2 protein-coding genes are annotated in these 3,726 nt (G+C 66.9%); both read left to right on the forward strand.

Features of this window, described 5'->3' with window-relative positions; all coding sequences use genetic code 11:
* Positions 1-368 precede the first annotated feature (368 nt).
* Positions 369-2,453 (forward strand): S9 family peptidase, encoded by a 2,085-nt coding sequence (locus tag AB0395_RS47765; RefSeq protein ID WP_366294910.1) that lies wholly within the window; start codon positions 369-371, stop codon positions 2,451-2,453.
* Positions 2,450-3,478 (forward strand): L-glyceraldehyde 3-phosphate reductase, encoded by a 1,029-nt coding sequence (gene mgrA / locus AB0395_RS47770; RefSeq protein WP_366294913.1) that lies wholly within the window; start codon positions 2,450-2,452, stop codon positions 3,476-3,478. Before AB0395_RS47765 ends, mgrA begins: the two co-directional genes overlap by 4 nt.
* Positions 3,479-3,726: the final 248 nt, after the last annotated feature.

Here is a 3,726-nt window from a genome sequence, read left to right on the forward strand (position 1 = left end):
TCGTTCATTTCGTTGTGTCTTTATTCTTTCAGACCCGCTTTTTCGTGTCAAACCGATCCGGGCGGATCCATTTGATTCGATCTAGCTTGTCTGAGAGGAATTCAGACCGCCCCGTCTCCGGAGCAACCCTTCAAACTTACCAGCCTCTGAGCGGCTCTGCGAACCGATCTTCAAAACCGTTGGTTTGGCGGGGTCGTCGACAAACACAGAACAAGCCACACCGGATCACCGGAGGTGAGTGGAGTGGTTTGTGCCGAACCTTGCCGACGCCAAAACATTAGCAGTCCCCGTCGACCGCTCGGGACGTAACGGCGAAGCCCGTGCGGGAGATCCGGGACCGGGACCGCGGGAAACATAGACTCGGCTGGGTGAGCAGCCAGACAGCGCCTACGGCGAAGAAGGTTCCCAGCGAGCGCGTGCACCACGGGGACACCGTGGTCGACGACTACGCGTGGCTGACGGTCAAAGACGATCCGGAGACGATCGCCTACCTCGAAGCGGAGAACGCCTACACGCAGCAGGCGACCGTCCATCTCAAACAGCTCCAGGAGACGATCTTCCAGGAGATAAAGGATCGGACGTTGGAGACGGACCTGTCCGTTCCCACCAGGAAGAACGGCTGGTGGTACTACTCCAGGACCGAAGAGGGCAAGCAGTACGGCATCCAGTGCCGGGTCGCGGCGAACGGGGAGGCTCCTCCCGAGCTGAAGGCGGGCGAGCCGCTGTCCGGTGAGCAGATCCTGCTCGACGGCAACGAACTGGCCGGGGACAGCGACTTCTTCTCCGTCGGCACCAGCGCGGTCAGCCCTGACGGCACCCTGCTCGCCTACTCGGTCAACTTCACCGGCGACGAGCGCTTCACCCTGAGGGTCAAGGACCTCACCACGGGCGCGGTCCTCGACGACGAGGTCAGCGGCATCTTCTACGGCGGAGCCTGGTCCGCAGACGGCAGCGCGTTCTTCTACACGACCGTCGACGACGCCTGGCGGCCCAACCGAATCCACCGGCACACGATCGGCACCCCGACCGAGGAGGACGTGCTCGTCCACGAGGAGAGCGACGAGCGGTTCTGGATCGGCATCGGCCTGACCCGCAGCGAGCGCTACCTCGTACTGTCGGCGGGCAGCAAGATCACCAGCGAGGTTCGCATCCTGGAGGCGGACAACCCGACGGGTGAGTTCCGCCTCGTCAGGCCCAGGGAGATCGGGGTCGAGTACGGCCTCGACCACGCGGAAGACCACTTCCTGATCCTGCACAACCGGAACGCCGAGAACTTCGAGCTGGCCACCGCGCCGCTCGACACCCCCGGTGAGTGGACGCCGCTGATCGAGCACCGCGCCGACACCCGGCTGCTGAACGTCGACGCCTTCCAGAGCCACACCGTCGTGCACTTCCGTCGTGACGGCCTGACCGGCATCCGCATCCTGCCCGCGGGACCCGCGCCGGCGGGCGACGAGGGGGCGGAGCCGTACGAGATCTCCTTCCCTGAGCCGATCTACGACGTGGCGCCTTCGGGGAACCCGGAGTTCGTCAGTGAGCGGCTGCGCCTCGGCTACACCAGCATGGTCACCCCGCCCTCGGTCTACGACTATGACCTGCGGGCGCGCGAGCTGATCCTGTTGAAGCGCAAGCCCGTGCTCGGCGGCTACGACCCGGACGACTACGAGCAGTTCCGCGAGTGGGCGACCGCCTCCGACGGCACCCGGGTCCCCATCTCGATCGTGGTCAGGAAGGGCGTCGAGCGGCCTGCGCCGACCGTGCTCTACGGCTACGGCAGCTACGAGATCTCGATCGATCCGTCGTTCTCCGTGGCCAGGCTCAGCCTGCTGGACAGGGGCTTCGTCTTCGCCATCGCGCACGTCAGGGGTGGCGGTGAGATGGGCCGCCGCTGGTACGAGGACGGCAAGTTCCAGAAGAAGAAGAACACCTTCACCGACTTCGTCGCCGCCGCGGAACACCTCAAGGCGGAGAATTGGTCGAGCGCGATCATCGCCAGGGGCGGCTCCGCGGGCGGGCTGCTCATGGGCGCGGTCGCGAACCTCTCACCGGAGAGCTTCACGGGCGTGGTCGCCGAAGTGCCGTTCGTGGACGCGCTGAACACGATCCTCGATCCCTCGCTGCCGCTGACCGTCATCGAGTGGGACGAGTGGGGCGACCCGCTGCACAACGCCGACGTGTACGAGTACATGAAGTCGTACACGCCGTACGAGAACGTGGGCGACCGGATCTACCCGCCGATCCTCGCGATCACCAGCCTCAACGACACCCGCGTCTTCTACCACGAGCCGGCCAAGTGGATCGCGAAGCTCCGCGAGGTCGCGAAGGGCGGCCCCTTCCTGCTCAAGACGGAGATGGGTGCCGGGCACGGCGGTCGCAGCGGCAGATACGACTCCTGGCGTGAGGAGGCCCTGGTCCTGTCCTGGATCCTCGACACGGCCAAGGTGGACCGATGACCTACGTGGCGGCCCACGACAGGTACGACGGGCGGCAGCCGTACAACAGGGTGGGCAAGAGCGGGCTGAAGCTGCCCGCCGTCTCGCTGGGGCTCTGGCACAACTTCGGCGACGACAAGCCCTTCGAGGTCCAGCGGGCCATCCTCAGGAGGGCGTTCGACCTGGGGGTGACCCACTTCGACCTGGCCAACAACTACGGGCCGCCGTACGGCTCCGCGGAGACCAACTTCGGCAGGCACTTCAGGGACGACTTCGCGGGATACCGCGACGAGCTGGTCATCTCCACCAAGGCGGGATACGACATGTGGCCCGGCCCCTACGGCGAGTGGGGGTCGCGCAAGTATCTGCTGGCCAGCCTGGACAGGTCGCTGGAGCGGATGGGGCTCGACTACGTCGACATCTTCTACAGCCACCGTTTCGACCCCGAGACGCCGCTCGAGGAGACGATGGGCGCGCTGGACCACGCGGTCAGGTCCGGCAAGGCGCTGTACGCCGGGATTTCGTCCTACTCCCCCGAGCACACCGCGGAGGCCGCCCGGATCCTGCGGGAGATGGGCACGCCGCTGCTGATCCATCAGCCGTCGTACTCGATGCTCAACCGGTGGATCGAGGACGGGCTGCTGGACGTCCTGGAGGACGAGGGTGTCGGCTGCATCGCGTTCTCGCCGCTGGCGCAGGGCGTGCTGACCGACCGCTACCTCAACGGCGTCCCCGAGGGGTCGCGTGCCTCGCTGGGGCACTTCCTCACCCCGGAGATGCTGACCGAGGAGACCATGCGGCACGTCCGCACGCTGAACGGGATCGCGGCGGCGCGCGGCCAGTCCCTGGCGCAGATGGCGCTGGCGTGGGCGCTGCGGGACAGGCGGGTCACCTCGGTGCTGATCGGCGCGAGCAGCGTCCGGCAGCTCGAGGACAGCCTCGGGGCGGTGGAGAACCTGCCGTTCACCGCCGAGGAGCTTGAGGCGATCGACAGGGACGCCGTCGAGTCGGGCGTCAACCGCTGGGCCCGCTCCAGCGACGCCTGACAGAGTCGGGGATCGGTTCCAGCTCGGCCGTGCCCGGCTGGACCCGATTCGCCTCCCCGGGGCCGGGAGCGGGCTTCTGCTCAGCCGCCCCGGCCACCGGAGCCTGGGACCCGCCCCAGACTGTTTTTGGCTTGGCCACACCGGTGTCCGGACCGGGACCCGTCCCACCCCATCCCGCTGGGACTGTTTTTGGCACCGCAGGTCGCCTGCCTGATCTGGATGCCGGTGGACGTGCTGGCCGAGACGAG

The organism is Streptosporangium sp. NPDC051023, from assembly GCF_040689595.1.
Classification (GTDB): Bacteria; Actinomycetota; Actinomycetes; order Streptosporangiales; family Streptosporangiaceae; genus Streptosporangium.

Coding starts and splice junctions, on each gene's coding strand:
- mgrA (WP_366294913.1), top strand. CDS start 2,450: ATGACCTACGTGGCGGCCCACGACAGGTACGACGGGCGGCAGCCGTAC.